Here is a 24558-nt window from a genome sequence, read left to right on the forward strand (position 1 = left end):
TTAATGGCAGAGTGGAAGCCGGGCGGCTTCGAGATGCTGAAAGACCGGGTCACGGTGAACGTACCTCCGGCGACCAGGAGCCCGAGGGAGTGGTGGCAGCAGGGTTACATCACGACTGGGCGAGCCATCAAACGATCGTACTCGTCTTTGACTACCTTGTAGCACTCGCAGACCCGCTCTTCGAGACCTGGCCGGTCGAGCACAGTGATCTGTCCACGATGATAGGCAATCAATCCTGCCTGCTGGAGCTTACCCGCCGCTTGGGTAACGCCCGATCGGCGCACCCCCAACATATCGGCGATCAGATTCTGGGTCATGGCCAGATTCGTATCCGGCAGGCGGTCCAGGCAGAGTAGCAGCCAGCGACAGAGCTGCTGGTCGAGAGTGTGGTAGCGGTTGCAGATCGCCGTCTGAGACAATTGCGTCATCAGCGCCTGGGTATAGTGGAGCAGGTGCTGCTGCATCTCACCGGCCTGATAGAATTCATTCTTAAGGCGCTGCCCGTCGAGACGATAGGCCTCGCCGGCGCTCTGCACAATGGCCCGACTGAGCGTTGTCCTGCCTCCCATGAACAATGACACGCCAACGATCCCTTCATTGCCCACCACCGCGATTTCCGCCGAGGTACCGTTTTCCAGTACACATAGCAACGATACGATGGCGTCGAGGGGGAAATAGACATGGTCCATCTCGACCCCTGATTCACAGAGTGACTTCCCCAGCGGCAAGGTTACTCGCTCGAGATGGGGTAGCAGTCGCTCCAGGTCTTCCTCCGGCAAAAGGGTCAATAGCCGGTTCCGAGAATCATATTGTGGTAATGACATCCCAGTCCTCCCTCGTTCTCCCGATTCGAGCGGCTACGAACACCACCCCGCAGATCGCATTTGTCCAGTTCCACCAGCAAAGCTGTATCACATTGGGAATTTGAACCTCTGTACGCTAGCGCACGTAATGAGTCTGAGGGCGTCGCTGCCCGACCAGCTGTCCAGCGGATCTGTCTTCGCGTTGCTTGCCTAGCTCAAGGCATCATGGCAACACCGTACCGGATGGATCAGGTGTTGTGCTTATTGCTTGAATTCAGGGTGAAAGCGGGCGTTGCTCCAGGTTGTGCCGACCTTCCGCCTCTGGCCGCCCTCTCCTTGGGCGAGGTAAGGACTCACTGACCCGCTACACGCTTGACACGGCTGCAAGGGATGGCAGCCGCGCGAGTTCTGGTACACTCTCGCCATTACTGTAGTAGGTAGTAGACGGAGACACGATGGAAACGGAATTGAACGAGTTCGAGCAGCAGATGCGCCGCGAGATCAATGACTTCATGGATAACGAGCAAGAGGCCCGGCGCAAGGCGGCTACCTCACCCCCCGAATGGCCCAGGGAAGCCGGCGATGAGGCCAAGCCCAAGGCGCCGCGCAGCAAGCCGGGCGGCGCACCGAAGACCGGCCATCTGGTGAAACTGGCGGTACGCACCAAGCAGCTCGAGATGGATAGCGTCTTCGAACACGTTTCTTCCAGTATCTCGAAGATCGAAGCCCAGCTCGAGGCCGAGAAGGCCGCCCGCGAGGCGGGCTATCCGATCATCGGCTACGTCATCGAGACCCAGCGGCTGTAAGGTCCTGCCCACCGATCCCGCAGGAGCAAGGTGGCGGCCGAGACCCCGGCTCCGCTGACAGGCTAGCGCCGGTGACAGGAGACCCCCGTGAAGATCACCCGGCTCAATATCTATCCAGTGAAGTCGCTGGGCGGCATCACGCTCGACCACGCCGAGCTTGCCACCCGCGGCTTGCCCTACGACCGCCACTGGATGGTGGTCGACGACATCGGCCGCTTCGTTACCCAGCGCCAGTTGCCGCACATGGCGCAGATCGTCGTGCGCCTGGATAACGAGGCCCTGGTGCTGGACCACCCCGAGGCAACCCCGCTGTGTATTCCGCTGCAGCGCGACGACCAGCCCCGGCTGCCGGTGTACGTGTGGGACGACCAGTGCCAGGCGCTGGACGAGGGGGCGGAAGCCGCCGCATGGCTGGGCAACGTGCTGGGGAGCTACCAGGGTAGCGGCTTGCGGCTGGTGCGTTTCGCGCCGGACCAGCGCCGCGGGGTCGAACCGCACTTCCTGGCGCCCGGCGAACTGGCACACACCGCCTTCGCCGATGGCTATCCGTTCCTGGTGGTATCCGAGGCCTCGCTTGCCGAGGTCAACCGGGTACTGCAGGCCAAGGGCCTTGCACCGGTTCCCATGGAGCGCTTCCGGCCCAGCCTCGTCGTGGATGGTGACGAGCCCTTTGCCGAGAATGGCTGGTCAGCGCTGAGCACGTTCGATGAGGGTATCCGTCTAGGGCTGCGCAAGCCCTGCCAGCGCTGCAAGATCACTACCGTGGATCAGGCGACGGGCGAGATCGCCGTGCCCGGCGAGCCGCTGCGCACCCTGGTGGAGATGAACACTCGCCATGCCCCCGGTGGCTATTTCGGCCAGAACGCCATCCTGTTGGCCGGAAAGGGGGAGACCCTCGCTGTCGGCGATCGGCTGACAGCGTTCCGGCGCTGATTCCCGAACCGGCTGCAATGACAGCATGGCCGAAAGGAGACCGATGATGAGCATTGCCCTGAAGCGTGCCTTCGAGGCGCCGAGCGCCGAGGATGGCTACCGTGTGCTGGTCGATCGACTCTGGCCGCGCGGGGTGGCGAAGGCCGATGCGCGGATCGATGAGTGGCGCAAGGAGGTCGCGCCCAGCGATACCCTACGCAAGGCTTTCCATGCCGGTGAGCTTGGCTGGGGCGAGTTTCGCCGCCGCTACCTGGCAGAGCTCAAGGCACATCGTGAGACGCTGAGAAGCCTGGCCGAACGGGCGGCCAGCGGAACCGTCACCCTGGTGTTTTCTTCCAGGGACGAGCGTCACAACAACGCCGTGGTGCTCAGGCAATACCTGGAGATGCTGCGGCGTTGAGTCTCGCGCCTCCGTATCGATAGGCCTTGGGCCGCCAGACGGATTCTTACAGCCTGGCGGCCTGCACGTGCATCCAGTCGAAGTTGCGATGGCGGCCCAGGCTGACCCAGCCTTCCTCCTCCCAGAAGCGCCACCAGTCTTCATACTCTGGCCTGGCCAGCCGCGCGCGATCGCGCCCCCACTTGAGCCGATTGCGGGCCGGGTCCCAGTCGATGGCGACGCCCCAGGCGTGGGTCGACCAGCTGCTGCCCCCGCGCTTGCGGCGCTTGTTGTAGCAGCCGCCGTACAGGTGCAGCCCCAATTCGCGGAGCCGCTCGTTTCCGTAATGGTCGTGGACACGTTCGAGCACACGCGAGAGGCTCTCGGCGACCTGCTCGTGGCAGCCGATGCCGGAGGGGCGGGTGCTGGGGTCCCAGGCCAGTGCCAGCGGCCAGGGGCAGGGCACCACCACCAGCGGTGGCTTGCGGCTTGGCGAACCCAGCGTCTGCTCCAGCTCAGCCTCGTGACACCAGCCATTGGGGTTCGCGTCCAGCGGTTGCTGATCGCGCCACAGAGGCGGTTTCTTCCCGGTCTCCAGCAGGGTATCCAGCACCTCATGGGCGTAGTCGGTCTGGGGCCCCCACAGGCCATCGATGGCGCCCACCTCGATGCGTTTCTCGTGGCAGGCCAGCTGCAGGCAGGCAACGGCGAGACGTCGCTCGCTCCAGGCGTCGCTACCCGAGGGCAGCTTGTCGACATGCCGTTTCATGGCGGCGTCCACGGCGGCACGCGTCTTGGGGCCTCGAAGGCCATCGATGGCACCGGTGTAGTCACCGCTTTCGGCGAGGTATTGCTGCAACGTGCGAATGGCTGTCTTGTTCATGTTGTACCTCCCCCCTGCCGGGATCCGGGCGCCGCGGTCACCATGGCCGGGCTGCTTCTCCTAGTGTAGGCCGGCTGATGCAAATGGCGTTCGGAGGCACCGTTTTCTCATTCGAGTGAGCGTGCGCCCGGGCGAGTTTTAGGCAATTTGCGCCACACCTCTTGGCAGATTGCCGATATCTCAGGAGGTGCCGCATGACATCCATCGATGTCGAAGAGCATGCCGAGACCGCAGAACCGCATGCCGATCTCGACGCGCTGCAAGCTAAGCTCGTCTTGCTCATGGCCGGCCACAACAAGAGGCGCAGCCCTGACGAGCTGATTCGTGAGGGGGTGCCCCTGGAAGCGCTGGACCGACTGGCGGCGTTGGGCGTCAACGTCGTCGACCTGGGTATCATCAAGCCGCGCACGCTGACGCACCGGCGTTCACGTGGCCAGGCTCTCTCCACCGAGGAAGGCGATCGACTCTACCGCGCCGGCAAGATGCTTCTCCTGGCGGAGGAGCAGCTCGAGCAGCTACGTCATGGATTTGCGGCGTGACAGGGATGGTTCTCTAGCGTATCTCGAACTTCACGGATCTGGCGGGGATCGGTGGGACCGTGACAGCGGGTCGGTGGCATCACAAGGGACGCCCGATCGTCTATCTCTCGGACTGCCCCGCCACCTCGCTCCTGGAGGTGCTGGTTAACTTCTAACTGGAACTGGACGAGTTGCCGGGCTCGTTTACCCTGCTGCGGGTCGAGCTTCCTCACACCGTCAGCCTCATCGATGTGCGCGGTCGCCTTTCATCTTCCCTCTCGACCCCCGGCTTCTCGACAAGCACCGCGAAGTTGCTCCTTTCTATGCCCGTTCAGCAGTGCATTAGCCCCTGGCCCCATCGGGCAGCGTCTCCACCAGCCCCAGCGCGACGCACAGCCGCACCAGTTCGGCGAAGTTTCCGGCCCCTAGGGCCTTCATGGCGCGTAGCCGGTAGATCTCCACCGTCTTGGCGCTGATGTCCAGGTGCTCGGCGATCTGGCGGCTGGTCATTCCCTCGGCGACGTGGACCAGGATTTTCTGCTCCTTGGGGCGCAGGGCCGCGTAGCGTGCCTGCAGTTCGCCCAGCCGCCGCTTGGCCTGCCGGCGGCTCTGGTGCTCGGCGAGGGCCTGTTGGACGGTATCGATCAGCTGCTGGGGGTTGAAGGGCTTTTCGATGAAGTCGAAGGCGCCGCTCTTCAGCGCCGAGACCGCCATGGGTACGTCGCCATGGCCGGTCATGAAGATCACCGGCGTATCGTCGCCGCGCTCGAGCAGCCGCTGCTGTACCTGCAGGCCGGAGAGGCCCGGCATGCGAACGTCGAGCAGGATAGCGTCATGCTCGCCAGCGTCGGCGGCGAGGAAGGTCTCGCCATCGGCATAGGCGCAGGTGATCAGGCCCACGGATTCGAGCAGCCAGGTCAGCGAATCGCGAAGCGCCTGATCGTCGTCGATGATGGCAACGAAGGAAGAGGGGGGCTCGGTCACGGATGCCTCGGGGGTGTGGATGAAGTGGGGAGGCTAAAGCGTCTTGAGGTACTCGACCAGCGCATCGCGATCTTCTGCCGGCAACTCGGTGCCGTATTCGTGGCCGGCGTTGCCGTTACCGGGTTCGTTGGTGTCGTAGCGGAAGCCGTGCCGCTCGGCATCCTCGCCTTCGTGGATGAAGCCCAGGAGGTCGGGGTGATAGACGTCGTAGCCGCGATGGAACACCTCGGGGCGTTCCTCGGCGGGGCGCAGCAGATCTTCCACGGTGGGCACCGAGCCGTTGTGCAGGTAAGGCGCGCGCAGCCAGATGCCTGTCAGCGGCTTGGCCACGTAGCCGTCGGTCTTGACGAAGGCGTCGAAATCCCAGGGGTAGTCCTCGGCATAGGCGTTGTAGCGCTCGGCGGCCTCGGCGGTCCACATCGCCAGGCGGTGGTTGTCGGTGCCTACTTCCGGCTGCGGGATCACCGTGCCGGTGCGAGCCCCCCCGGGGCCGTGGCAGCCGGCGCAGGTCTCCTCGAACAGCACCTCTCCGCGTGCGGCAGCCTGCTGGTCCAGGGAGTTGAAGGGGTAGGAGGGCGGCGCCAGCTTGCGCAGGTAGGCCTCCAGTTCGCCCAGTGCCTCCACTGGCAGGGAGTCGGGGCGGGCGCCATCGCCGATGGCGCCGCTGAGCACCACCTCGGTGAGCGAGTCGTTGAGCCCGTCCCAGTGCAGGGCGTAGCCCTCCTGCTCGTCCATCGCCCAGAGCGGCATGATGTCGGAGTTGCCGATGGTGTCGTCCTCGGCGGGGTTCAGGGCCAGCAGGTCGGGGTGGAATTTCACGGGGTTGAAGGGATCGATGCGCCCCGGTCCCCAGCGGGGCCGATCCTCGGTCCAGGTGAAGCGCTCGGCCTGTTCCAGCAGCCCGTCGCGGGTGCGCGGGATGATCAGGAAGCGGTAGAGCAGGCGGTCGAGCCAGGAGAGCTCGGTCTCTTCGCGAATGGCTGCCAGCAGGTTGTCGGCGGTGAAGTCCGGGTCCGCGGCGGCGTCGCTAAGGAAGCGCAGGTACGCCTGGGGGTCGAAGGTCTGGTGCGGGCCGGCAGGCACGATCCGGCGTTCGCCGTCCGGTGCCGTGCGGTAGGTGGCGGTATGGCAGGCCGCGCAATTGATGCCGATGCGTGGGAAGCCGATGGTCTTCAGCGAGAAGCCCACCGGCGAGGGTTGGCCTTCCTCCCAGGCCACGCCCAGGGCGGCGTAGCTGTCATCTTCCCCATCGCCCGGCAGGTGCTGCGGGAAGAGTGTCGGCAGCACGCGCCAGACCCAGTAGGGCAGGCCTTCCTCCGGCTCGGTGCCAATGGAGCCGTAGCGATAATATTCCTCGACGCTTTCGAACTGCTGGGGCTCCTCGCGGAACAGCTTGTACCAGCCGATCGCCGCCACCGCGGCGCCCAGTATCAGCAGCAGGGCCAGCCAGGCGAGCCAGCGGCGGGACTTGGGGTGGGTGTGATCCTTGTGAGCCATGACCGCTTCCTCCCGAATGAGTCGTAGACACCGCTCAGCGTCGGCCGAGCGCCAGTAGCAGCGCGCCCTGGGTGACACCGAAGAACAAGTCGAACAGGGCGAGCAACAGGAACTGCGGATACAGCAGCGTGAAGAATACGACCCCGGCGAAGCGTGCCAGCACCGTCAGCACTGCAACCATCCGGAACCGATCGGGGTCCAGGGCTGCCGGCAGGTAGAACAGGCTAAGCAGGATCAGCAGCCAGCCGGCGAAGGCCGGCCACACCGTCTCGGCTACTGGCGCTCCGCCCACCAGTGCGATCACCGTATTGGGGACGAAGACCGCAGGTATCGCCAGGGCCAGATTGGCTACCACGCCCAGCAGTACCATGAGGCGGAATCCCGTCGCGTAATGACGCTTGGCCACGCGTCCTCCTTGGGCCCCGCGAGGCAGGGCGAGACATCTTGCGGAGTGTATCCCGAGACCCCTCGTTGAAATCCTTTCCTGCTGACAATGAACTTCTGGAGGGGGGTGAAACCCTGTGCTAAAGGTTAGTTGTCAAGTGCAGTATGGTCACGTTCATCCTCGCGAGAGTGGAGTCTTCAGGCTTCATATTGGCCAGGGATGGCAGGGTCACTGCGCGTCCGTTCCTTTGGCATCGTGACCAGGGAGGAGCTTCATGTTCGGTCAACGCGGCAGCGGTCTGCTCGGTCGGCTCTTTCGGCGCATCAACCGGCGCCGGCAGTGGCATCAGTTTCCTTTTCTCATCGCCGTACTGAACCTCGTCGCCCTGCGAGGGAATATGCGCTGGCACAACCTTTACGACACCGAGCGCGAGCGCCCGCCGGACCCCGACAAGGGCGAGCTTGACGTGCGCAGCTGCCGTACAGCCGATGGCAGCTATAACGACCTGGCGGCCCCCTGTATGGGTAAGGCCTATACCCGCTTCGGGCGCAACGTGCCCATCGCCGAGACCTTCGGCGAGACCGATGAGATGCTGATGACGCCCAGCCCGCGTGTCATCAGCCGCCGGCTGATGACACGCGAGACCTTCACGCCGGCCACCACGCTGAACGTCCTGGTGCCCGCCTGGCTGCAGTTCATGGTCCACGACTGGTTCAGTCATGGCAGCAACGACACCGAGGCGACGCCCTACGAGATCCCCCTCGATGAGGACGACGACTGGCCCTGGGGGCGCATGACGGTGCTGCGTTCGCGCCGCGATTCCACTCGCGGCCCGGCCGACGAGGGTTTCCCGGAGACCTTCCTCAACACCGAGACCCAGTGGTGGGACGGCTCGCAGATCTATGGCAGCAGCCTCAAGCGCCAGCGCCTGGTGCGCAGCGACCCCGAGAGCGGCGAGCTGCTGACCGACGGCAAGCTTTACCTGCGTCCCGATGGCCACCTGCCCCAGGACGAGCACGGCATCGAGCTGGCGGGGGTCAACGGCAACTGGTGGGTGGGACTGTCGCTGATGCACAACCTCTTCGTCCGGGAGCACAACGCCATCGTCGACCGGCTGCGCATCGATCACCCGGATCGCGACGGTGAATGGTTGTTCCAGAAGGCGCGCCTGATCAACACCGCCCTGATCGCCAAGATCCACACCGTGGAGTGGACGCCGGCCCTGCTCGACACCCCGGAGCTGCGCCTGGGCATGCGTGCCAACTGGTGGGGCATTCTCGACGAGCACTTCTACCGCAGCCGTGGCCGGGTCAGCGACAGCGAACTGTTCAGCGGCATTGTCGGCTCACCGGTGGATCATCACGCCGCGCCCTATGCCATCACCGAGGAGTTCAGCGCCGTCTACCGCATGCATCCGCTGGTACCTGATGACTTCGATTTCCGTCGCCTGGCCGACGACAGCCCGCTCAAGACGTGCGGCCTGACCGAGGTGGCCGGCTCGCGGACCCACTCGCTCTACGACGAGGTGCCGCTGGCCGATGCGCTCTATTCGCTGGGCACCAGCCACCCCGGCGCGCTGGTGCTGCACAATTTCCCGAGTCATCTCCAACAGCACGCCAAGCAGGCGCCCCATGAGCGCACCATCGACCTGGCCTCCATCGACGTGCTGCGCGACCGCGAGCGCGGGGTGCCGCGCTACTGCCGCTTCCGCCGTCTGATCGACATGCCGGCGCCGGCGAGCTTCGCCGAGCTCACCGACAATCCCGAGTGGCAACGCGAGCTGGAGGCAGTCTATGGCAACGTGGAGCAGGTCGACCTGCTCACCGGCTGCCTCGCCGAGACGCCGCCGCCGGGTTTTGCCTTCAGCGACACTGCCTTCCGCATCTTCATCCTGATGGCTTCCCGGCGCCTCAAGAGCGACCGCTTCTTCACAGACGACTACATCCCCGAGGTCTACACCCCGGCGGGGATGCAGTGGATCGACGACAACGGCCTGCGCACGGTGATCGGTCGCCACTTTCCCGAGTTGGTGCCGCGGATGGAAGGGGTGCGCAATGTCTTCTTCCCCTGGTCTCGTGAAACCAGGTCTCGTGAATAGGGAGGCACCATGGCCAGGCGCCTGAGCATTCCCGGTCTCGTCAACCTGCTGGAGGTGAGCGATGCCCGGGAGATCCGCGAGCTGGATGCCGAGCCGGGCATCGACCGCCACCTGGCGCCCGCCGGCGGGCTGATCAATCGCCTGCGACTGGCCCGCCTGCGCCAGGCCTTGGTGTTCGATGACCAGCCGCTGCCCGCCTTGCTGCCCCGCGAGGCGCAGGGCCGCGAGTCCCGCCACGCCGAACTGGGCCAGCGCCTCGATGAGCGCGCCGAAGCAACGGCCTGGCGCCAGGATCCGGCCTTCAAGACCCTGGTGGAGGCGGTGGCCGGCCAGGCCGAGGGCGAGGCGCTGGGACCCGCCGCCCAGGGGTTGTTGGGGCGGCTGTTTCACGATGAGTACCATGCCGACCAGGAAAGCTATGCGGCGGCCCGGCTGCTCAACGCCTATCCGCGCATCAACGTATTGCGTGCCCTGGGCCAACGGGTCAGTGGGCGCCTGGGCCGTGCCCGGCGATTGCTGGCCGAGCGCGCCCGGGCCGAGCCACTGGCGCTGCATGCGACCGGCATCGCCGTGCACAACCTGGTGGCGTCACTGGCGGCGATGCGTGAGCTGGCCGCCTCGCCCCAGGCCCATGGGCTCTCCCTGGCGGCGGTAATGGGCCGCACCCTCTCGGCGCCGGAGACGCTGCTGCGCCGGGTGAGGAGGCCGCTGTCGACGCCTTGCGCACCACGACGGCTGGAACCCGACGACCTGGTGGTGCTGCGCCTGGCGGATGCCGCCAGAGGCAGCGGTGACCGCGAGCTGGCTTTCATGGGTCAGAGCTGGGCGCGCTGCCCGGCCCAGAGCTTCATTCTGGCGCTGCTGGCGGCGGTCTGGGAGCAGGCCATGACCGTGCAGCAAGGAGGGCGAGGCGCATGAGCGAGGACGTCATCTTCACGCCGCTGAAGTGGCGCAACATCGAGATCAAGAACCGCCTGCTGCGTTCGAACATCTCCGGGCGCTTCGACAACGAGGACGGCAGCCTGACCCAGACCCGCATCAACTGGGAGTGCCGTTTTGCCCGCGGTGGGGTGGGGGCCATCCTCTCATCCTTCGTGCCGGTGCAGATGGAAGGGCGCATCGTCGCCGGCTACGCCACTATCCATCGCGACGACTTCATTCCCCTCTGGCAGCGTCTCGGCGAGGCGGTGCATCGCTTCGACTGCAAGTACATCCTGCAGCTCAGTCACTCCGGCCGGCAGATGGACCTGCCCGGGGTGCACAACCAACATCGGCGAGCACCCAGCGCCACCGGCCACAAGGAATCGCTGCATGGCTTCCTGTGCCGGGCGATGACCGGCCACGAGGTCGAGTGCACCGTCGAGGCCTTCGCCCGCGGCGCCTGGCGAGCCCGGGAAGCGGGGCTCGACGGCGTGGAACTGCACGCCGCCAACGGCTATCTCTTCACCCAGTTCCTGAGCTCGGCGATCAACGACCGAAACGACCGCTACGGCGGCTCGCTGATGAACCGGGCTCGCTTCCTGCTGGAGGTGATCGAGGCAATACGCGACCGGGTGGGGCCGGATTTCCACCTGCAGGTCAAGATCAGCGCCGTGGACCACAACGACGTGCTGCCCTGGGAAGGCAAGGGCAACAGCCTGGCAGATACCGTACAGGTGTGCCGGTGGGCCGAGACCGCCGGCGCCGACGCCCTGCATGTCTCGCTGGGTAGCCTCTTTCCCCATCCCCTGAATCCGCCCGGCGACTTCCCCTTCGAGACCATCGTCAGCACCTACGACGCCATGCTCTCCGCCGGCGTCGACACCTTCCGCAACTACCTGCTGTTCCGCTACCCGGCGCTGCGCTGGATCTTCCGCTGGCTGTGGTTCCGCCACCGGCGCGGCCGCGAGTTGGAGGGCATCGGCCTGGACGAGGCACGCGCCATCCGCGCGGCGGTGAACATCCCGGTGATCAGCACCGGTGGCTACCAGCGCGCCTCCCTGGTGCGCGAGGCCATCAATTCGGGTGCCTGCGATGCGGTCTCCAGCGCCCGGGCGCTGATCGCCAACCCTGACATGCCGCGCCAATGGCAGGCCGGCCACGACACGCCGGAGAATCCCTGCACCTTCTGCAACAAGTGCCTGCTCAATGCGCCCAAGAATCCCCTGGGTTGCTACGAGCTGGATCGCTTCGGCGGTGACCACGAGCGCATGCTCGAGACCCTGATGGCCATCTACGAGACCCGGCCCGAGCTGCAGTTGCCGCCGGTGGCGCCGTCTCGAGAAACGCAAGCGCATACCCCGTGAGGCCGCCATGAGACGCCAGGAGCCCCCCGTCACCGCCGTGCAGCACGAGACCCGCCGTCGTCGGCGGCGGTACCTGCCGTTGACCCTGCTGGCGCTGGCCGTGGTGGTGGCCGGCGTGCTGGTGCTGGCGATCGGTGTCCCTACCCTGTGGCGCTACAGCGGTGAGTCGGTGCGCCACTACGCCGATCCCGAGGCGCACTTCCGCCATGGCTCCATCGGCAGCGAGCCGGAAAGCGGCCTGCCGGTGCGGCTGTGGCGGGTGCTGCCCGAACTCTTCCCCGAGGTACTCGCCGAGGAGGGCTACGCGGCCTTCGGCTTCCTCTACGCCTCGGGTGACAGCCTCGAGGCGGGTGACCTGCCCATCGGAGTGGGCACACGCGAGGTGCGCGGCGTGGAACTGGGGTGGCTAAACTGTGCGGCGTGCCATACCGGCACGGTGCGCGAGTCTCCTGGGTCGCAACCGCGGCTGATATCGGGTATGCCCGCCAACAACCTGGACCTCAACGGCTTCATCGCCTTCCTGCTGGAGATCGCCGACGACCCGCGACTCGCGCCGGACAGCGTGTTCGCCGCCATGGAGGAGCAGGGCCAGGAGCTTGGCTGGATCGAGCGCCTGGTGTGGCGGTACGCGGTGCTGCCGCGGGTACGCGAGGGGCTGCTGGAGACCCGGGCGCGGCTCGCACCGCTGCTGGCGGAGCAGCCGGCCTGGGGGCCGGGACGGGTCGATACCTTCAATCCCTACAAGCTGATCCAGTTCGACATGACCCTCGCCGACCTGGCGGAGGACGAGCGGATCGGCACCGCGGACTTCCCGTCGATCTTCCTTCAGCGTCCTCGCCAGGGCATGGACCTGCATTGGGACGGCAACAACGCCTCGCTGCAGGAGCGCAACCTGAGCGCCGCCCTGGGTGCCGGGGTCACCGAGGAGAGCGCCGACCATGCCGCCATCGAGCGGGTCGCCGACTGGCTGCTCGACCTCGAGCCGCCGCCGAGCCCCCACGACCCAGATGCCGACAGCGTGGCGGCCGGCAAGGCGCTCTACATGCGCCACTGTGCCGATTGCCACGGCTATCAGGAGGGCGAGCGCTACGTCTTCGAGGGCGAGCAGCTCGGCGAGGTGGTACCCAACGCCACGCTAGGGGCTGACCCGGCGCGCCTGGACAGCTATACCCAGACACTGCGCCTCTATCAGCTCACCCTCTTCGCCGATGACGAGCGCTACCGCTTCCGCCACTTCCGCAAGACCGACGGCTACGCCAACCAGCCCCTCGACGGACTCTGGCTGCGCGCCCCCTACCTGCACAACGGCTCGGTGCCGACCCTGCACGACCTGCTGTTGCCCCCGGAAGAGCGCCCCGTGGCCTTCTTGCGTGGCCTGGACGTGCTGGATGGCGAGAAGGGCGGATTCTTGGCTCCCGACTGTATCCCTGGGGCCCCCTTGGACGAGGGCTTCTGTTTCGATACTCGTCTGCCGGGCAACGGCAAGCAGGGGCATACTTATGGCACCGCGCTGCCGCCGGATGACCGGGCGGTTCTGCTCGACTACTTGTTGACCTTCTGAATATTGACCTTCTGAATATTGACCTTCTTCGCTGAGTTTTTATGCGCTGACGCATCTGGCCCCAGGGAGTACCGACATGCAGACTTCACAGGACACCTTCCGGACCTATCGGCGGGTGATGCAGGTGGGCATCGCCCTCAACGTGCTGATCGGCCTGTGGCTGTGGTGGTGGCCGGCCAGTTTGCTCGAGATCATCAGGGCCGACCTGGCGGCGCCCTTGACATGGCCCCGCTACGCCGGCCTGGCCATGCTGGCGATGGGGCTGCTTTACCTCCCGGCCGCTTTGTCGCCGCTGCATAACCGCCTGGTAGCGCTGCTGTCGATCCTGTTCCGCGGGCTCTTCGCGCTGTTCTTCCTGTTCGCCTCGGGACTGTTGTGGCTACCTGCGCTCTACGAGGCGGTACTGGCCGTGCTGCAGGGGATAACCTTCTGGCGAGGGTGGCGCGCGGACCTGATGGCCAAACCTTAGGAACTTGCCACTCAGAAAAGACCAGGGGCCCGCGATTGCTAGCGGGCCCCTGCTATGGTGCGGCTGTCGGGAGTCGGGTAGAAAAAGCTGTGACGCTAGTCGACAACGGCCCCATTCCGGAAGTTTTCCCAGGCATGGTGGTAAAGCACGCCGGCATAACCGTTGCGCTGCATGACCTTGAGGATCTTCGCCGGGTCGCTGCCTTCCAGGGCCTTGTGCAGTTTTGCCCGCTGCTCGTCATCGAGCTCCTCGTACCAGTGGTAGGGCTCGCCCTGGGCGTTGCCGTCCTCGGCCTTGCGCATCAGGTCGATCTCGATGCGCCCACCATGGCGATACAGGATGTCGTAGCCCTCCTGCAGGTGACTCGTCGGCACATCGCTCGGTTTCTCGAGACCTTCCAGCACGTTGTAGTAGTAATAGCTCAGCGGTTGCATAGGGCTCCTCCAGCGGTATGCCGTTGCGCGTTCATCCTTGACGGCTGTTCCTGATTCCATCCTGACCGAGATAGGCCGCCGAGCTCAATCGAAAAATGACGATCAGCGTATTTCGGGGTAATGGCACCGACAGGCCCAGAGCTGGGTGACTATTGCCGGGAAGGCCCCGGCGTCAGGCTTCCTCACGTACCAGCTGGATCAGGCTGCCGTTGCGGATCATGTCGACCTGTCGCTTCGACAGACCATGGTGCATGGTGTAGTGCTCCTCCTTGGTGCGGTTGTGCAGCGTCACCTCCTCGTCGCTTTCCAGGGCCGAGACGATGTCATCCAGGGCCAGCTCGTCGTCCTGGTCGATACTGTCGAGGTCGTCGGGATTGGCAAAGGTCAGCGGCACGACGCCGAAGTTGGCCAGGTTCTGCCAGTGGATGCGGCCGTAGGAGATCGCGCAGACCGCGCGCAGACCCAGGTAGCGCGGGGCGATGGCGGCGTGCTCGCGGCTCGAGCCCTGGCCGTAGTTCCTGCCGGCGACGATGAAGAAGCCGTCACCGTCGAGCTCCTTTGCCCTTTGGGTGAACTTCTTGTCGACGGCGTGGAAGACATACTCGGCGATGGCCGGGATGTTGCTGCGCAGCGGCAGCACCTCGGCACCGGCGGGCATGATCTCGTCGGTGGAGACGTCGTCGCCCAGCTTGAGCAGCACCGGCCCCGAGAACTCGGCCGGAACGGGCTCGAATTCAGGCAGCGACTTGACATTCGGCCCCTTGATCACCTCCACCAGACGACCATCCTCGGCGGGGGCGACGAGCATCTCGCGATTGATGACGATCTTCTCGGGCTCCCTGAAGGTCGGGTAGCTCATCTCCAGGTCGCGCGGGTCGGTGATCTTTCCGGTCAGCGCGGCGGCGGTGGCGGTTTCCGGGCTGCACAGGAAGACCCTGTCCTCGGTGGTGCCGGAGCGTCCCGGAAAGTTGCGTGGCACGGTGCGCAGGCTGTTGCGGTCGGTGGCCGGCGCCTGGCCCATGCCGATGCAGCCGTTGCAACCGGCCTGGTGCAGGCGCGCACCGGCGTGGATCAGGCGCGACAGATAGCTCTCGATGGTGAGGTTCTCGAGGATCTGGCGCGAGGTGGGGTTGATGTCGAACGAGACCCCGGGCCTGATATGGCGACCCTCGACCATCATCGCCGGCACGGCAAAGTCACGAAAGCCGGGGTTGGCCGATGAGCCGACATAGGCCTGGTAGACCTCTTCGCCTTCCACCTCGCGCACCTTCTTGACGTTGCCGGGACTGCTGGGCAGGGCGATCATCGGCTCCACGCGGGAGAGGTCGAGGCTGACGTGCTCGTCATACTCGGCCCCCTCGTCGGGAAGCAGTTCGCGCCAGTCGTCGCCGCGCTCCTGGCGCTCCAGGAAGCGCTTGACCTCACCATCGGAAGGAAACACCGAGGTCGTCGCCCCCATCTCGGTGCCCATGTTGGCGATTACGTGGCGATCCATGGCGCTCAGAGACTCGAGGCCGGGGCCGTAATACTCGAAGACCTTGCCGGCGCCGCCCTTGACGCCGAAACGGCGCAACATCTCCAGCACCACATCCTTGGCGCTGACCCAGTCGGGCAATTCGCCGGTCAGCTCGACCCCCACCACTTCCGGCATCTTCAGGTAGAGCGGCTTGCCGGCCATGGCCAGGGCGACTTCCAGGCCGCCGGCCCCCGTGGCGAACATGCCCAGTGCTCCGGCCGCCGGGGTGTGGCTGTCCGAGCCGACCAGCGTCTTGCCGGGAATGCCGAAACGCTCCTGATGGACGGGGTGGCTGACCCCGTTGCCCGCCGGGCTGAACCAGACCCCGAACTTGCGACAGGCGCTCTGCAGGAAGAGGTGGTCGTCGGGGTTCTTGAAGTCCTCCTGGATGAGGTTGTGGTCGACGTACTGAGCCGAGAGTTCGGTCTGCACGCGGTCGATCTGCATGGCCTCGAACTCCAGCATCACCAGGGTACCGGTAGCGTCCTGGGTCAGGGTCTGGTCGATGGCAAGCCCGATTTCTTCGCCTGGTACCATCCTGCCTGACAGCAGGTGGGACTCGATCAGCTTGTGGGTCACATTTTGCCGCGTCATGACACGCTCCCGTCATTGTCTCGCCTTCAGTCTAGCACTCTGTTGGTGGCGGCCCTGCCAGGGAGGCGGCTCGACGGGAGCGTCAACCTTGTCTAGCGTTATATTGCTAATGTTCTTTATTCTTTGTGGTTCGATTTTCATTCATCATAAAATGAATGGTTAACTCATTCCGCAAGGTCGGAGGTGTCGTCATGTCGGATTGCTGCACTGATCTGCGTCCGATGGAATCGGACAAACTGGATATCATTCACGTCAGCCGTGGCGTCGATCGCCGTACTCTGCTCAAGAGCATGGCGGGGGCCGCGGGCCTGGCGGCACTGGGCGACGTGAGCACGGTGTTCGGCCAGGATCTCAAACGGATCCGCCTGGCGTTCTGCAGCCAGCTGCTTTGCGTGGTGCCCTACGAGGCTACCCGGGCGGCCGGCTTCTTTGCCGAGGAAGGGTTCGACGTCGAACTGGTCTACACCCGCGGCGGCAGCGCCGCGCTACAGGCACTCAACGGCGGCGCCGTCGAGTACGCGGCGACGTCCTTCGATGCCGCGCTCAACGCCTTCGCCAGCGGTGCCGACATCCAGCGTTTCGCGTCCACCGGGCGCCTTCCGCTGTTTGCCCTGGCTACCAGTGTGGAAGGGGCAGATACGATCACCGAGATCAGCGATCTCGAAGGCAAGACCGTCGGTGTCTCTGCGCTGGGCAATGCCGACCACGCCTTCCTGCGCTATCTGCTTCAACGTGCCGGAGTCGATCTCGACAGCGTCGCCTTCGCCACCGTGGGCACCAACCTCTACGATGCGCTGCGCCTTGGCCAGCTCGATGCCGGTATGGTCCAGGAACCGGCCTTGTCACTGCTACAGGAGCGCGGCGCCCGGGTGCTGGTCAATGGCATGGACATCGAGGACGCCAACGAATACCTCGGCGGCGCCTACGAGTTCATGGGCGTGGCCGTGCGCAGCGAGGAGTTCGACGAACGCCGCGATGAGATGAAGCGCCTGGCGCGTGCCCTGGCCAAGGGCCTTCGCTACGTTCAGGAAGCGGAACCCGAAGAGCTGGTCGATGCCCTGCCGCGCGAGATCATCACCGGCGGTGACCGCGAGATCGTGACCAAGAGCCTGGCGCGCTACCGGTCTTCGCTCTATCCCCGTGACGTGGAGCTCGATCTGGAGTCCATGCAGCGCGTGATCGATGTGCAGAAGGCCGCCGACGGCCGCGGGGGCAGCGTCGAACTCGAGCAGATCGCCAGGCCTGACCTGCTGGCTTCATGATGCTGGATATCCGCAACCTGCAGATGAGTTATGGCGATGAGCCGGTACTTGAAAATGTGGATCTCGGCGTAGCGGCTGGCGAATTCGTCAGCCTGATCGGTCCTTCGGGGTGCGGCAAGAGCACCCTGTTGCGAGCGGTGGTGGGCTTGCAGAAGCCCAGTGCCGGTGATGTGCGTCTGGACCTGAAACGCCGCGAGATCGGCCTGCTGTTCCAGGACGATGCCCTGCTGCCGTGGCGCACCGCCCGCGACAACGTGGCCTTGGGGCTGCGGATACGCGGCGCCACCAAGGCCGAGGCACGACGCACGGCCATGCGCTGGCTGGAATCGGTCGGGCTGGGCCAGTTCGGCGACCGCTATCCCCGTGAGCTCTCCGGCGGGCAACGCAAGCGGGTGGCGATCGCCCAGGTGCTGGCACTGCGCCCCAAGCTGTTGCTGATGGACGAACCCTTCGCCTCTCTCGACGCTATCGTGCGTCACTACCTCACCGAGGACCTGCTGGGCTGGGTGGATGAGGAGGACCTCACGGTGCTGATGGTCACCCACGACCTGGAGGAGGCGGTGGCCGTCTCCGATCGAGTAGTGCTGCTCGGCAACGGGCCGCGCGCCCACGTCAAGGGACGCTGGGAGATCGACCTGCCGCGACCGCGCGATCTCTTGCGTGTCAAGGAGGAGCACCAGTTCGCGGTGACCACTCGAGCGCTGTGGAATGCCCTTTCCGAGGAGGTGCGAACCCCCACTACTCGAAAGCGACCAGAACCAGAGACGGAGGAAGCGACACCATGAAGCAGAAGCAGGCGATGTTCTGGTTGCAGGTGCGCCGTGCCACGGCCCTGGCCGTGGTACTGTTGCTCTGGGAAGGCATCAGTGCCCTGGGTTGGGTCGACCCCTTCTACGCTCCACCCCCCTCGGCGATCGGCGGCGCCATCGCCGAATTGTTCGCCGATGGCGAGATCTACGGCCACCTCGAGGCGACCTTCGGCGCGGCGCTTCTAGGCCTCTTCCTGGGCCTCATCGGCGGCGCTCTGCTCGGCTTCATCGCGGCATTGTTGCGCCCGGTGGCGGAGCTGCTCGAGCCGGTGATGGCCATGCTCAACGCTATCCCGCGGGTCATCCTCGCCCCCTTGTTCATCATCTGGCTGGGCATCGGCATCGCCTCGAAGGTGGCACTCTCCTTCATCCTGGTGGTGGTGCTGACCTTCTTCGCCGTCTACAACGGCATCCGCGACGTGGACACGCGGCTCGTGGAACGCGTGAAGACCCTCGGCGGCGGTTCCTGGACGCTGCTACGCGAGGTCTACGTGCCCTCGGTGGTGGCCTGGGTGATGGGCAGCCTCAAGGTGGCGGTGGGCTTTGCCTTCACCGGCGCCGTGGTGGGTGAATTCGTCGCCTCCAGCCGCGGGCTGGGCTACCTGCTGGCCTTCGCCCAGAGCACCTACAATGCTGCGCTCACTTTCGCGTTGATCGTGCTGGTGCTGGTCTTCGTGATGATTCTCTTCGGGCTGGCCGGTGCCCTGGAGCGCTACCTGTTGCGCTGGAAGTATCGCTGATGACGCGCCCTGAGGCGCTGACGCGCACTCTGCGACTCCCTGATTGCCTCGAGCGCGGCCTGCGCACGCGACGCGCACCGCCGCTGCCGCACCTCGGCGAGTGGGTCGAGATGCCCCAAGGGCTGCGCGCCCGTTTCAGCGTTGCGATCCGCGATGACGCTCTCGCCGATGTCCGCTTTGAAGCCACGCCCTGCGCCACCCTCGTCGCTTACTGCCAGGCGCTCGCCGAACACGAGACCGAACGGCCGCTGCATGCGACGCCCGGCCTGGACGCCAAAGGGCTGGCCAATCTTCTCCATGGCGTACCTCCCATACGCCAGGGCCGAGCGATCCTCGCCGTGGCCGCCTTGCGCGCCGCACTCAAGATGACAACCAAGGAACCTTCCCCATGAAAGTCGCCTACCTCTTCGCCACCCAGCGTCATAACATCTCCTACGTGCTCGCCAAGATGATCCTGCCCCAGCTCGAGGAGGGCCGACACGGCGTCGAGGTGGTCGGGATGTTCTTCTTCGAGGACAATAACTACGTGCTGGTGGACGGCAACCCCATCGGCGAGCGTCTGCGCGCCGTGGCCGAGCGAAGCGGCATGCTGCTGATGGGCTGCGACCAGTGCTGCTACGAGCGCGAGATCGCCGACCGCCTGATGCCCAACGTGCCCATTGGCTGCTTCCCGGACCTCTACGCGGCCCTCGGTGGTAATTCGCCCGACCAAGTCATCACCCTGTAAGGCGGGGGTGGCCGAGCGCGCTGCCGGGACCGCTGTAGCTGGCACGATGAACAATGAGGTCGCGGTCTACCGGTTCCCGTCGGTGTCCCCCCTGGGCGCCTCGGCAAAGGAGACCAGGCGATGCTGCGCCTCGTCCCACAACACCAGCCGCACCGATTCGAGGCTTTGCCGCAGGTCGATGCGCCCGATATGGCGCAACTCGGGATGGTCGCGCAGGACTTCGGGCAGCCGGTAGCAGGGGATGCGACTGCAGAGGTGGTGGACATGGTGAATCCCGATATTGGCGGTGAACCAGCGCAGGGGGCCGGCAGGTCATAGTGTGAACTGCCGTGTAGGGCCGTCTCGTGGAATGTCCATTCGTCGTCGTGCTCCCACAGGGTGTCCTCGAACTGGTGCTGGACATAGAACAGCCAGACGCCGATCGATGAGGCGAGAAGCGTGATGGGCAACTGCACGAGCAGAAAGGGTACTACACCGACCAGCCACATCATGGTGGTGACGAGCAGCGCGATCCCTGCGTTGGTGCCCATCGTGCTCAGCCAGGGCATCCAGCCGGCCCGCATGAAACCCACTGGCAGGCGATGGTCGAGGAGGAACAGGTACGTCGGGCCGATGCCGAACAGCACCAGTGGGTGTCGGTACAAGCGATAGAGGCACCGCTGCGTTCGCGACAAGGCTCGGAATTCACGCACGGTCAGGGTGTTGATGCCACCGATACGCGGGCGATCGAGATTGCCGGAGTTGGCATGGTGGAGGGCATGGCTGTGTCGCCAGAGATCAAAGGGGGTAAGGGTCAAGACGCTGATGGCTCGACCGACCCAGTCATTGGCCCGCCGCGAGTGAAAGAATGCCCCGTGACTGCAGTCGTGCTGGATCATGAACAGGCGCACGAGTAGCCCTGCGGCAGGCACGGCGAGCAGCAGGCCAAGCCAGACGCCGGCGCTCAGGGTGCTCCAGAGGAGTAACCAGAGGGTGGCGAAGGGAATCGCAGTGACCAAGAGTTCCCCGACGCTACGCGCCAGGCGTGGCATACGGTACTCGCCCAGCGCCCGCTTCAGTGTTCGGGGCTCGGTGGTGATGTCGATCGTCGGCATTTGGGAGTCCATGTGCAAACTCCTGGCTGGACCCGGCACGCCACTCTATGGTCTACCGACCCGGCGGGATGCGTGCCTGGGAGGTTCGGGGTAGGGCGCTTCGATCCACTCCGGCTTCGTCAGCGGATCTGCATGCCCTGACCCTCAGGGTGGCGTTCGTCACTCACGACGTCTGTACGCTATCGCACACATGTCGCGTCTCCCGTCGGGGTGGCCCGGCACCTTCGTTCTTGGGGCACCGGCCTCAAGTGCTCACGCCCTGGGCGTGTCGATCAGCGACATCGTATCGACGGCCCTGGCTCGGAGAGCAGGGTGCTGGAAAAGCTGGCGCCGCCGTCGCCGTCGTCAGGCATCAGCCGCAGGTCTCCACCCATGGCCTCCATCAGCGAGTGGCTGATGGCCAGCCCCATCCCCAGCCCCTCGTGACGGTTCGTATGGAAAGGGGTGAAGATCTGCTCGGCGTGGTCGATCGGTACGCCGGGGCCTCGGTCGCGCACCGTCAGGGTTACCTCGCGGCGGCCGCTGCGCCGGGCATGGATCGTCACCCGGTCGGCGCCGGCGTGGTCGCGGCTCGCCTCCAGGGCGTTGAGCAGCAGGTTGACCAATACCTGCTCCAGGGCCAACGGGTCGGCGATCACCCGGGGCAAGGGCTCGTGCAGGTCTTGCTCCAGCGTGACCCGGCCCTGCTGGAACTGCCATTCGCAGAGCCGGCAGGCGGCGTCGACGATTTCGTGCAGGGCTATCGGTCGAGGGCGCGTCTGGCCCTTGCGCACGAAGGTGCGAATGTGGCGCAGCCGCTCGGCCAGGCGCTGGACTTGCTCGTTGATGCGCGTGAGGGGCAGGTGCAGATCATCGGCGGGGCGGCTGGGGTCGGTTTGCAGCAGCATCAGTGCACCGCTGGCGTAGTTGGCGATGGCGCCCAGCGGCTGATTGAGCTCATGGGCAATGTTGGAGGCGAGTTCGCCGATGGTAGCCAGGCGGTTGGCGTGGGCGATCTGTTCCTGATGGCGTTGCTGCTGGGCCTCTGCGGCCTTGCGCAGGCTGATGTCGCGATTGAGCAGCGAGAGGTGGTCGGGCTCGGCACCGGGACCCGAGTGGGCCATCACTACGCTGAGCACCGGCACGGCCCCCTGCGAGCCGCGCATCTCGAGCTCGCCGCTCCAGGAGCCGTAACGCGCCACGGCAGGCAGCACGATCTCGCGTAGCACTGCCAGCGACTCCGGCGTGTAGGCCTGCTCGAGGGGCGTCTGACCGCCTTCCCGGGGCAGGTGAAGTAGCCGACGGCCGGCCTCGTTGGACGAGAAGATCCGCTCCCGGGCGTCCATGAACAATACATAGTCGGTGGTCGACTCCACCACCCGGGCGAGACGTTCGCGGTTGGCCTCGACCCGGATGCGCCGGCTCACATCCCGGGAAACGCAGAGAATGTCGAGCAGTTCGCCGGTGGCCGGGTCGCGGCGGGTGCGGCTGGTGGTCTCGAACCAGACGTAGTGGCCATCCTTGGCGCGGAAGCGGTAGGTCTGCTGATAGAAGCCGTCGTGATAGTAGACCCGCGGTGACTTGTTGAGCAGGTCACTGAGGTCCACGGGATGGAAGAGGTCGTAGGCGGAGACGCCGATCAGCTCCTCGGGCTCATACCCCAGCAGGTCCCGGGCGGCCCGGGAGGCATAGAGGAAGGTGCCGTCCCTTGCGTGGCGAGAGATCAGGTCGGTGGTGCTCTCGGCGAGCCAGCGGTAGTGTGCCTTTTCCTCCTCGAGGGCCGCGTTTTTTGCTTCCAGTTCGGCGACGCGTGCCCGCAGTCGCGCCGCGTCACCCATCGCCGTTTTTTCTGCCATCAGTGTGCGGGGTCCACGAGACCGCCCAGGGAGGCGTTGCGCCTGAACCAGCCGGCGATGCTGATTCGCGGCAGGCGGGTGGGCAGTACCTCGTGGGGCACGCTTTCGGAGAGAAAGCAGGCGAAGGTGCCGGCTTCGGGACGTACCCGGGCCAGCTCGCGCTCGGGATCAATGGTGTCGAAGATCACCATCTCGCCACCGCCGTCGGCGGGCCAGGCGGGGTTGAGGTAACCCACGGTGGAAACCACACGGTTGGCACGACCGCGGAAGCTGTCGAGATGTCGCCGGTAGAAGGCGCCGGGCGGATAGTGGGCGAAGTGGGCTTCGTACTCGAACAGCCCCAGAAACAGCGCCTGGTTGAGCTGCTGTTGCAGCTCGCCCATGGCCTCCAGATAGCGACGCCGAGCCCGGCTCTCGCGGTCCAGCCAGTGGATGGCGTCGCCGCGGATGTCCCGGCGCAGGGCGTGCTCGGTGCCGCGACCGATGCCGGCGGCCTCCAGGGTCTCGTGGTCGGCCATGGCGGCCACTTCATCGTAGAGCTCGGCGCACAGTTCGGCGGGGATGAACCCCTCGCCGACGTACCAGCCCTGGTCCACCAGGGCATCGACCAGCTCGGCCAGCCGTTCGTGAGGCAGAGCGGTGGCATGGGGTGAAGTGAGCGCCGTCATGGGTTGGAGACTCGGCGCTCGGGACGAAAGAGCAGCTCGCCCGGCGGGCGCTCGTAGAGGCTAATCGGCATGGCGAAGCCCTCGGCGAGCAGTTCTACCAGCATCATCGCCGATAGTCCCCAGATCACGTGGCCATCGGTATGGTAGCTGGGCACATAGTAGTCGCGGCCGTCCACCCGGATCACATCGGTATGGGTGCGCTGGTCTTCGAGGAAGTGCGAAAGCGGCACCTCGAAGATGGTATCGAGCTCGTTCGGGTCAGGGACGAGTGGCAGGTCGGGCGGGATCAGCCCCACCCAGGGGGTCACGCGCAGGCCGTGCAGCGAGACCACGTCCGACAGCCGACCGAGCAGTTCCACGCGCTCCGGTGGCAGGGCGATCTCCTCAAGGGATTCGCGCAGCGCCGTGGCCAGCAGGTCGGCGTCCTGTGGCTCGCGCTTGCCGCCGGGAAAGGCCACCTGGCCGCGGTGGGTGTTGAGGTGGTCGGCACGGCGGGTGAACAGCAGGGTCGGCTCGGATCGGTCGACGATGGGCAGTAGCACCGCGGCCTCGGGCAGGCGCAGGCCGACCCGGCGTGGCCGGTGTGCTTGCAGGCGTTCGCGAAGGTTCTCTAACATGGGGTTTCCATCGGGTTTGATTCCTTCTACTCGGCCGCCATGAGCGGCGTCAAGCCCTGACCGGGCGGCCGTCATGCTGCCCGCCAGCCTGCCAGGGAGCGCCATGAACTTCTGCAGTCACTGTGGCCATACCGTGCGCTTCGCGATTCCCGACGGGGACGACCGGCCGCGTTTCTTCTGCGATGAATGTGGCACCATCCACTATCAGAATCCGCGCATCGTCGCCGGCACCCTGCCGGTGAGTGGCAGCAAGGTGCTGCTGTGTCGCCGCGCCATTTCTCCGCGCAAGGGCTACTGGACCCTGCCGGCGGGCTACATGGAGAATGCCGAGACCACGGTGGAGGCCGCCGCCCGCGAGACCCGCGAGGAGGCCTGTGCCGAGGTCGAGATCCACGATCTCTACACCCTGATCAACCTGCCGCACATCGACCAGGTCTACATGATCTTCCTCGCCGATCTCGCCGGTGGCTTCGCGGCGGGGCCCGAGAGTCTCGAGGTGGCGCTCTTCGAGGAGCACGAGATCCCCTGGGACGAGCTTGCCTTTCCGACCATCGAGCGCACCCTGCGCCACTTCTACGACGACCGGCGGGATGCCGCCTTCCCGCTGCATGTCAGCGACATCACCGCCGAGGATCGCGAGCGCTACTTTGGCAGTGCCTGA

The 24558-nt window shown here is 65.6% G+C and carries 27 protein-coding genes and 1 pseudogene; 16 read left to right on the forward strand and 12 right to left on the reverse strand.

Features of this window, described 5'->3' with window-relative positions; translation table 11 throughout:
* Positions 1-104: 104 nt before the first annotated feature.
* Complete coding sequence (locus tag BMY30_RS13375; protein ID WP_089714521.1) at positions 105-824, reverse strand: Crp/Fnr family transcriptional regulator; 720 nt, start codon at positions 822-824, stop codon at positions 105-107.
* A gap of 434 nt (positions 825-1258) precedes the next feature.
* On the opposite strand from BMY30_RS13375, the gene BMY30_RS13380 reads away from it, so the two are divergent.
* The 3 genes from BMY30_RS13380 (at position 1259) to BMY30_RS13390 (ending at position 2942) form a co-directional block, all read left to right on the forward strand.
* Positions 1259-1609 carry a hypothetical protein gene (locus BMY30_RS13380; protein WP_089714523.1) on the forward strand — a complete coding sequence of 117 codons (351 nt, stop codon included), beginning with the start codon at positions 1259-1261 and terminating at the stop codon, positions 1607-1609.
* Between the two features lie 87 nt (positions 1610-1696).
* On the forward strand, positions 1697-2542 hold the full coding sequence (locus tag BMY30_RS13385; protein ID WP_089714525.1) for an MOSC domain-containing protein: 846 nt from the start codon (positions 1697-1699) through the stop codon (positions 2540-2542).
* 46 nt (positions 2543-2588) lie between these two features.
* Entirely contained in the window at positions 2589-2942 is a 354-nt protein-coding gene (locus BMY30_RS13390) for a DUF488 domain-containing protein (RefSeq protein WP_089714527.1), read from the forward strand.
* 46 nt (positions 2943-2988) lie between these two features.
* On the opposite strand, the gene BMY30_RS13395 is transcribed toward BMY30_RS13390, so the two are convergent.
* Positions 2989-3804, reverse strand: coding sequence for a M15 family metallopeptidase (locus tag BMY30_RS13395; protein WP_089714529.1), 816 nt, complete (start codon positions 3802-3804; stop codon positions 2989-2991).
* A 194-nt stretch (positions 3805-3998) separates the two neighbouring features.
* Between BMY30_RS13395 and BMY30_RS13400 the strand changes: the two genes are divergently transcribed.
* Both BMY30_RS13400 and BMY30_RS18505 read left to right on the forward strand, forming a co-directional pair.
* The gene (locus BMY30_RS13400) at positions 3999-4343 is read left to right on the forward strand and encodes an antitoxin Xre-like helix-turn-helix domain-containing protein (protein WP_089714531.1); all 345 of its coding nucleotides are present in this window, start codon (positions 3999-4001) and stop codon (positions 4341-4343) included.
* A 38-nt stretch (positions 4344-4381) separates the two neighbouring features.
* Entirely contained in the window at positions 4382-4498 is a 117-nt protein-coding gene (locus BMY30_RS18505) for an RES domain-containing protein (protein ID WP_425283457.1), read from the forward strand.
* 166 nt (positions 4499-4664) lie between these two features.
* Here the strand turns inward: BMY30_RS18505 and BMY30_RS13410 are convergent, their stop codons facing one another.
* The 3 genes from BMY30_RS13410 to BMY30_RS13420 are packed head-to-tail and all read right to left on the reverse strand — an operon-like array spanning position 4665 to position 7209.
* Positions 4665-5306, reverse strand: coding sequence for a response regulator transcription factor (locus tag BMY30_RS13410; protein ID WP_089714533.1), 642 nt, complete (start codon positions 5304-5306; stop codon positions 4665-4667).
* 33 nt (positions 5307-5339) lie between these two features.
* On the reverse strand, positions 5340-6803 hold the full coding sequence (locus BMY30_RS13415; protein ID WP_089714535.1) for a c-type cytochrome: 1464 nt from the start codon (positions 6801-6803) through the stop codon (positions 5340-5342).
* Between the two features lie 34 nt (positions 6804-6837).
* A complete protein-coding gene (locus BMY30_RS13420) occupies positions 6838-7209 on the reverse strand; it encodes a hypothetical protein (protein WP_089714537.1) in 372 nt (123 codons plus the stop codon).
* 253 nt (positions 7210-7462) lie between these two features.
* On the opposite strand from BMY30_RS13420, the gene BMY30_RS13425 reads away from it, so the two are divergent.
* From BMY30_RS13425 to BMY30_RS13445, 5 genes are all read left to right on the forward strand, one after another.
* Positions 7463-9286: a peroxidase family protein gene (locus BMY30_RS13425; protein WP_089714539.1), complete on the forward strand. Its 1824-nt coding sequence runs from the start codon at positions 7463-7465 to the stop codon at positions 9284-9286.
* 9 nt (positions 9287-9295) lie between these two features.
* Complete coding sequence (locus BMY30_RS13430) at positions 9296-10204, forward strand: hypothetical protein (RefSeq protein ID WP_089714541.1); 909 nt, start codon at positions 9296-9298, stop codon at positions 10202-10204.
* The gene (locus BMY30_RS13435) at positions 10201-11571 is read left to right on the forward strand and encodes an NADH:flavin oxidoreductase (RefSeq protein WP_089714543.1); all 1371 of its coding nucleotides are present in this window, start codon (positions 10201-10203) and stop codon (positions 11569-11571) included. The genes BMY30_RS13430 and BMY30_RS13435 overlap by 4 nt, the downstream gene beginning before the upstream one ends.
* A 7-nt stretch (positions 11572-11578) precedes the next feature.
* Positions 11579-13132 (forward strand): c-type cytochrome, encoded by a 1554-nt coding sequence (locus BMY30_RS17875; protein ID WP_170840145.1) that lies wholly within the window; start codon positions 11579-11581, stop codon positions 13130-13132.
* Positions 13133-13208: 76 nt separating this feature from the next.
* The gene (locus BMY30_RS13445) at positions 13209-13601 is read left to right on the forward strand and encodes a hypothetical protein (protein WP_089714546.1); all 393 of its coding nucleotides are present in this window, start codon (positions 13209-13211) and stop codon (positions 13599-13601) included.
* Between the two features lie 95 nt (positions 13602-13696).
* Here BMY30_RS13445 and BMY30_RS13450 read toward each other — a convergent pair whose 3' ends face one another.
* Positions 13697-14035 carry a hypothetical protein gene (locus BMY30_RS13450; RefSeq protein WP_089714548.1) on the reverse strand — a complete coding sequence of 113 codons (339 nt, stop codon included), beginning with the start codon at positions 14033-14035 and terminating at the stop codon, positions 13697-13699.
* A 172-nt stretch (positions 14036-14207) separates the two neighbouring features.
* Positions 14208-16145 carry an aconitate hydratase gene (locus BMY30_RS13455; RefSeq protein WP_089714550.1) on the reverse strand — a complete coding sequence of 646 codons (1938 nt, stop codon included), beginning with the start codon at positions 16143-16145 and terminating at the stop codon, positions 14208-14210.
* Between the two features lie 191 nt (positions 16146-16336).
* Here BMY30_RS13455 and BMY30_RS13460 point away from each other — a divergent pair, with 191 nt between their 5' ends.
* From BMY30_RS13460 to BMY30_RS13480, 5 genes are read left to right on the forward strand one after another with little or no spacing between them, the layout of a single operon-like run.
* Positions 16337-17407, forward strand: a complete 1071-nt coding sequence (locus BMY30_RS13460) for an ABC transporter substrate-binding protein (protein ID WP_089714552.1) — start codon at positions 16337-16339, stop codon at positions 17405-17407.
* On the forward strand, positions 17404-18192 hold the full coding sequence (locus BMY30_RS13465; RefSeq protein ID WP_211607334.1) for an ABC transporter ATP-binding protein: 789 nt from the start codon (positions 17404-17406) through the stop codon (positions 18190-18192). Before BMY30_RS13460 ends, BMY30_RS13465 begins: the two co-directional genes overlap by 4 nt.
* Positions 18189-18956: an ABC transporter permease gene (locus tag BMY30_RS13470; protein WP_211607337.1), complete on the forward strand. Its 768-nt coding sequence runs from the start codon at positions 18189-18191 to the stop codon at positions 18954-18956. Before BMY30_RS13465 ends, BMY30_RS13470 begins: the two co-directional genes overlap by 4 nt.
* A complete protein-coding gene (locus BMY30_RS13475) occupies positions 18956-19348 on the forward strand; it encodes an iron-sulfur cluster assembly scaffold protein (protein ID WP_089714556.1) in 393 nt (130 codons plus the stop codon). Before BMY30_RS13470 ends, BMY30_RS13475 begins: the two co-directional genes overlap by 1 nt.
* On the forward strand, positions 19345-19683 hold the full coding sequence (locus tag BMY30_RS13480; protein ID WP_089714558.1) for a SaoD/DsrE family protein: 339 nt from the start codon (positions 19345-19347) through the stop codon (positions 19681-19683). Before BMY30_RS13475 ends, BMY30_RS13480 begins: the two co-directional genes overlap by 4 nt.
* A 66-nt stretch (positions 19684-19749) precedes the next feature.
* Here the strand turns inward: BMY30_RS13480 and BMY30_RS18510 are convergent, their stop codons facing one another.
* From BMY30_RS18510 to BMY30_RS13500, 5 genes and pseudogenes are all read right to left on the reverse strand, one after another.
* Positions 19750-19983 carry a fatty acid desaturase gene (locus BMY30_RS18510; protein ID WP_211607343.1) on the reverse strand — a complete coding sequence of 78 codons (234 nt, stop codon included), beginning with the start codon at positions 19981-19983 and terminating at the stop codon, positions 19750-19752.
* A gap of 101 nt (positions 19984-20084) precedes the next feature.
* Positions 20085-20789: pseudogene (locus BMY30_RS18515) on the reverse strand (fatty acid desaturase); the annotation flags it as partial.
* A 260-nt stretch (positions 20790-21049) separates the two neighbouring features.
* Complete coding sequence (locus tag BMY30_RS13490) at positions 21050-22612, reverse strand: ATP-binding protein (protein WP_244516212.1); 1563 nt, start codon at positions 22610-22612, stop codon at positions 21050-21052.
* Positions 22612-23280: a 2OG-Fe(II) oxygenase gene (locus tag BMY30_RS13495; protein ID WP_089714564.1), complete on the reverse strand. Its 669-nt coding sequence runs from the start codon at positions 23278-23280 to the stop codon at positions 22612-22614. The genes BMY30_RS13490 and BMY30_RS13495 overlap by 1 nt, the downstream gene beginning before the upstream one ends.
* Complete coding sequence (locus tag BMY30_RS13500; RefSeq protein WP_089714566.1) at positions 23277-23897, reverse strand: CoA pyrophosphatase; 621 nt, start codon at positions 23895-23897, stop codon at positions 23277-23279. Before BMY30_RS13500 ends, BMY30_RS13495 begins: the two co-directional genes overlap by 4 nt.
* A 103-nt stretch (positions 23898-24000) precedes the next feature.
* Here BMY30_RS13500 and BMY30_RS13505 point away from each other — a divergent pair, with 103 nt between their 5' ends.
* A complete protein-coding gene (locus BMY30_RS13505; RefSeq protein WP_089714568.1) occupies positions 24001-24558 on the forward strand; it encodes an NUDIX hydrolase in 558 nt (185 codons plus the stop codon).

Origin of the sequence: Halomonas daqiaonensis (assembly GCF_900109725.1) — a bacterium.
Taxonomy (GTDB): domain Bacteria; phylum Pseudomonadota; class Gammaproteobacteria; order Pseudomonadales; family Halomonadaceae; genus Halomonas; species Halomonas daqiaonensis.